The organism is Budvicia aquatica DSM 5075 = ATCC 35567 (assembly GCF_000427805.1).
In the GTDB taxonomy this organism is placed as follows: Bacteria; Pseudomonadota; Gammaproteobacteria; order Enterobacterales; family Enterobacteriaceae; genus Budvicia; species Budvicia aquatica.
Map to the genome: position 1 here is coordinate 1 of NZ_ATYS01000102.1, position 5,090 is coordinate 5,090.

Sequence of the window (5,090 nt, forward strand, 5' to 3'; positions counted from 1 at the left end):
TGGTCAATAGGGCTTGGTATACTGAACAGACTGGTCAAAAGGGTGAAACCGACTCTATTGACCGGTAAAAACCGCGTTATTCGAGCCGGTCAAATAACCAAGGTCTATTGAGTGGTACCAAGCGTTAATAACAATAAAGGCTACCCGTGGTGGATAGCCTTTGATGAGGTGGTGGTAAGTAAGTGGNAGGGNGTTATTTATACAATCGGGATGGTTGCAGGGGGATCTCACTGATTGAGCAATGCATCCGGTTCTTGCTTAGCCCCTGAATCTGCTGATGGAATATTACGGATAGCCATATCGTGACTTTCATTTAAGTCGCTTTTGTCTCCGTCATCGTTACCGTTAAGATGGTTAAAGATAACGCCACCAGCGACAGCGATTAATGCCGTTGCAGCCATGATAAGTTTTAGAGTGATATTCATTGTCGGTATTTCCTGTGGTTTTGATTAGTAGGTTTCATCAGGTGATGAAAAGTCAGAAGCGGACATGGACGTGGACATAAACATATTGAAGTGGGCCATCATCGCCTGAACTAATACGGCAGCGAAGGCGGATAGGGCAGCTTTAAAGGCTTCCCAGAGTAGTGCTATAAGTTGAGGCGACATTACTCGTGTTCCTCCAGCGAGACCTGACATTGGTAGATGCCTAGGCCGTGATAACGGCTGAAGTTACGCTGCCAGAGACAGAACAGCGCCGCATATCGGCTAATGGGCTCAGGCGGCAAATGGGCTTGATAGCCAGTACCGATACTGAAGTCGAAGTCAATGGCCCGGTCTAGCTCTTGATAACCCGGAGGCCCGTAGTAAGAGAACTCGGTGACATAACAGATGGTCCAGCCGTCGGCCTTATCCCGTTGCCTCTCCAGCCGGATTTCAACCGGACGATATCCACCAGATTCAGCCGAATAGTCTGGACTGCGGTAGTTCAGAGTGATGCTGAAAGCATTTGGATGCTGTCTGATGTGTCCTGACAAGATCTTAATCAGGGGGATAAAGATAGGTAGGTCACAAGTCAGGGTTAATGGGTTCGTAGTCATAGCAGCCACCCCCGTTGGGCAAATGACACCGTGTTTCCACCACCGACAACAACATGGTCAAGCACGGTGACATCGACCAATGCCAGCGCCTGTTGTAACCGGGTGGTGATGCTCTTATCGGCAGCGGAGGGTTCAGCCAGTCCTGAGGGATGATTATGGGCGAGAATAGTGGCGGCAGCATTGTGTTTAAGAGCCAGCTTGACCACTTCCCGTGGGTAAATACTGGTTTCGTTAATGGTGCCGGTAAAGACTTCAAGGTACTGAATAACTTGATGCTGGTTATTGAGCAGGATGATGGCAAAAACCTCTTGTTCTCTCTGGCCTAGCTTCAGGGCAAGGAAACTCGCGGTATCGTCAGTGTGGGTTAATGCCGGGGAGTGATACAGCCGCTGGCTGAGTATCTCCCGGGCTTTGTTGATGGTGTAGTCGTCGTTGTCGTTGTCGATAGGCATAACGTGATTCTCCGTGTTATCAGGTCAGTAAGTGTGTTTCACTTTTCTTATACCGATATCGACGGGGATTATTGACGTTAGTGTGGGCGAGCACCTGAGCCAGAACCTGTGGTTACGGAGCTTTCATCGTTGCCTCGCGGACAATGTTCTAGGTTTCTGCCTGCATGCCGATTCTGCTGGTGCCTGTTTCCAGAGAAAACCCTTGCAGGGCACCGGTAAAAAGAAATTCCCATCTAGATGATGCCGATTAATAGACTGTTTTAGTAAAGTTCCTATAGGAAGTTTTCACAGGAAAAGTTTACTTATAAGCGAAATTATCGGCATTATCAGCACGGAGATTGCCAACGAGGTTGATATCACTGGGTTATTGGTAAAATGAGGACTCATGCGAATCGGCATTGAGCTTGAGTCTCAGGAGCAGAACCTAATGGAATCGCCAGGTCACGGCGACCACGACTACTAGGCCTGAGCCTCGGTCTATCCTGTCGATTGTCAATCAGGAGAAGCGATAAGGTAACTGCGCGTGCGGTCCGGCTCCTGTGCCATACGACAGGTCCAGGTATTGGCGAAGTACAGCAGGACCTAGTCCTGGTCCTAGCCCTAGTCCTAGTCCCGAACAAACAGGCACGGTTACGGTCATGGTCACGGGCTGACGTTCAGGGTCATCGTTTAGCTAACGTTCTCTGGGTCTGGGTCTGGGCCAATGCCGATTCTGCCGGAGCCTCTTTCCGGGAAAAACCCTTGCAGGGCACCGGTAAAAAGAAATTCCGACCTAGATGATGCCGATTAATAGGTTGTTTTAGTAAAGTTCCTATAGAGGGTTTTCACAGAAAAAGTTTACTTATAAGCGAAATTATCGGCATTATCGGCACTCGGAAGGTCATTTAGGTTGATGTCACTGCATTATTGGTAAAAGAGGGACTCATCCGAATCGGCATGGTTCGGTATCGGCTAAGCTTACCCCGAAAGCAGGAGATTGTAGATGCCCTTCATGTTTCTCCGCGTAAGGTTACTATCACGCGGGTATCTGAGAAGATCAACGGTTTCATCAATACCTTTATGGAAGGGCTAGGTGGTGCTGTCTAGGCTGCTAATACTGACCTTTAGCATCAGAGTTGTCAGCTATCTGGTCTGGTGCTTTAGTCTCGGCTTGCCGTTTTCACTGGCTCTGCTTACTGGACATTGCCCTCCTGCCAGTTTGGATGCCAAATCTGCCAAAACAAAATAGGTGCTGTTTTCAGAAAAAGCCTTGCAAGGCACGGTTAAAAAGGAAAATCACTCTCAAGGCTGCCACTTTAGATACCTTTTTTAGAAAACTTCCTACGGAAATATTCATAGTAAAAGTTTTACTTATATCGCTTCAAACTGGCAGATTCAGAATCCAGATTGCCATTATTCGTAAAACAAGGTGCAATCCTAAGTGGCATGGTGCGTGTAAGCCACAAGGAGGGCGTGCTCACTGCTAGTAGAGTTGACCAACTGTTAGAGGCTGGTGTAGGACCTGGGACCCGGGACCTAGGACCTACCGTTGGCATCGTCCGAGGTCCATGCCGATTCTTCCGGTGCCTGTTTCCAAGAAAAACCCTTGCAGGGCACCGGTAAAAAGGAATTCCCGTCTATATGATGCCGATTAATAGACTGTTTTAGTAAAGTTCCTATAGAGAGTTTTCACAGAAAAAGTTTACTTATAAGTGAAATTATCGGCATTATCGGCACTGAGATGGTCATTTAGGTTGATGTAACAGCATTATTGGTAAAATAGGGACTCATCCGAATCGGCATTGTGTTCGGGTTCGGGTTCGGGTTCGTGTCTTGATTGTTACCTATCAGTTTCTGGAGCAGCACCAACGGTTTCCCCGCCGATGGAATCATCATCATACAGAGTGTCCGCAAGGCCAACGGGCGTGGAATTCGGGGGCAGGAGGCAAAACAAAGCAAAGCCATGGTCCTACGATAAGGACGCATTGTCTCACCGTTGAGTGCCGCCACGTGATTGCTCTATGTCCGGTTGGCCCTCGGCCCCGGCCCCGGCCACGGTCTCAGCCAATGCCGATTCTGTTTGAGCCTGTTTTCAGAGAAAAGCCTTGCAGGGCACCGGTAAAAAGGAATTCCCGTCTATATGATGCCGATTAATAGACTGTTTTAGTAAAGTTCCTATAGAGGGTTTTCACAGAAAAAGTTTACTTATAAGCGAAATTATCGGCATTATCAGCACTGATATTGTCATTTAGGTTGATGTCACAGCATTATTGGTAAAATAGGGACTCATCCGAATCGGCATTGGGCTTATGCGGTGATGACTAAGCTTGGACGCTATAACCCCCGTAGTTGACTACAGACAAACACCCACAGGCAATATCTTTATAGTTAATCCTTTCTTATTCTGTGTTTTTTCCGCTTAATTCCCCTGCTAATTCAGCCTTCGCCAGAGATAACGCGAGATTGATCTACGCGGACGATCGAAGTCTGAATATCCATAGTAACAAACGATCAATGACTTATCGCTTATCGGATAATATCTCAGGCACAGGGTTCAGACCTTCATGGGGGAGTTCGGTGTGGCACAGCGAGTGTGTCCTTATGGCCAGAACCATTCTCTTTGTGGCGTTTATTGTTGGGATTGTTCGTTGTTGACAGACAATGAGCAAATAAAATAAGGTTTTATTAAATTGAAATAATATGCAGGCTTCTTATTGCTTTTCATTCGGCGATGGCGTGTATGTTAAATGCAAATTGAATAAGTTTGTTAATGTTATTCGTTATTTTTGTTATCTTGTTTCTTTCAAATTGGTGAGCATGTTAAATGAATTGCCATTACGTCTATCACCCTATTCAATTCAATGTGAAATAATTCAAATTTACATCGGTTTCAAGCTTAGTCATTATTTAAAAAACCGCACAGACAATCATTCCATTTATTGATTCACGTCACGTTTTACACAATAAATATAACGACTAATAATTATCTTTTTTTGATCTAAAAATCTGTGAGTGGTGATAAATTCAACGAATATCCCTTTTATTGGTTATTTTGCATTCAATAATCAGTATTATAATCTGTTTTGTTCATTAAATGCGATCTGTTGATCTGCATTCATTTTTATTATGTATAATCGTCATCAATATCACTCGCGGCGGGTTACTCGATGATTAGGTGATATTGCCTAGGTTGTTAAATTGATTTTCTATCTATTTTCTCTGTAACTAAAGCGTTGCGGTTAATTCAGTAACGTACCCGAAACCGTGTCGAATTTCAGAGTTTTAGTTCACACTCTGTTTAGTGTGCAGGTGAGTTTAGATTAATGTTTTTCTATTGTTAGGTTCGGTTTGGTGAATCAGTAGTCATTATCTTTCATTGGCAGGAAATATATTTGTGCATTGACTGATTTACCCGATAGACCACTGTTTGACCCCGGTATTTCTTGTATTAAATCGGAAACGTCATCAGCGGGTAATTCTGTTTGGCATTGCTCGTTCGGTANCACTTCCGATTCGATGACAATTTAATTAGGACAGCGCGTTCGGCGCAAAGGGAATGGAATAATGAAAAAAACAATGCGTCTTTCGGCTATCGCAATTTGCCTCATCAGTAGTGGTTT

At 45.1% G+C, this 5,090-nt stretch carries 4 protein-coding genes; all 4 read right to left on the reverse strand.

What is annotated here, in order from left to right; genetic code table 11:
* Positions 1–227: 227 nt before the first annotated feature.
* Genes YWE_RS0120515 through radC form a run of 4 tightly spaced genes read right to left on the reverse strand, consistent with a single transcriptional unit; the run spans position 228 to position 1,491 of the window.
* Complete coding sequence (locus YWE_RS0120515; RefSeq protein WP_029096160.1) at positions 228–425, reverse strand: hypothetical protein; 198 nt, start codon at positions 423–425, stop codon at positions 228–230.
* A gap of 24 nt (positions 426–449) precedes the next feature.
* Complete coding sequence (locus tag YWE_RS31130) at positions 450–608, reverse strand: hypothetical protein (protein ID WP_154661443.1); 159 nt, start codon at positions 606–608, stop codon at positions 450–452.
* A complete protein-coding gene (locus tag YWE_RS0120525) occupies positions 608–1,039 on the reverse strand; it encodes a DUF2787 family protein (RefSeq protein ID WP_036016709.1) in 432 nt (143 codons plus the stop codon). The genes YWE_RS31130 and YWE_RS0120525 overlap by 1 nt, the downstream gene beginning before the upstream one ends.
* Positions 1,036–1,491, reverse strand: coding sequence for a RadC family protein (gene radC, locus YWE_RS0120530; RefSeq protein WP_029096162.1), 456 nt, complete (start codon positions 1,489–1,491; stop codon positions 1,036–1,038). Before radC ends, YWE_RS0120525 begins: the two co-directional genes overlap by 4 nt.
* Positions 1,492–5,090 lie beyond the last annotated feature (3,599 nt).

Bases quoted from the DNA above. Each gene is read 5' to 3' on its own strand.
- YWE_RS31130 (WP_154661443.1), bottom strand. From the start codon at position 608: ATGTCGCCTCAACTTATAGCACTACTCTGGGAAGCCTTTAAAGCTGCC.
- YWE_RS0120515 (WP_029096160.1), bottom strand. From the start codon at position 425: ATGAATATCACTCTAAAACTTATCATGGCTGCAACGGCATTAATCGCT.
- YWE_RS0120525 (WP_036016709.1), bottom strand. From the start codon at position 1,039: ATGACTACGAACCCATTAACCCTGACTTGTGACCTACCTATCTTTATC.
- radC (WP_029096162.1), bottom strand. From the start codon at position 1,491: ATGCCTATCGACAACGACAACGACGACTACACCATCAACAAAGCCCGG.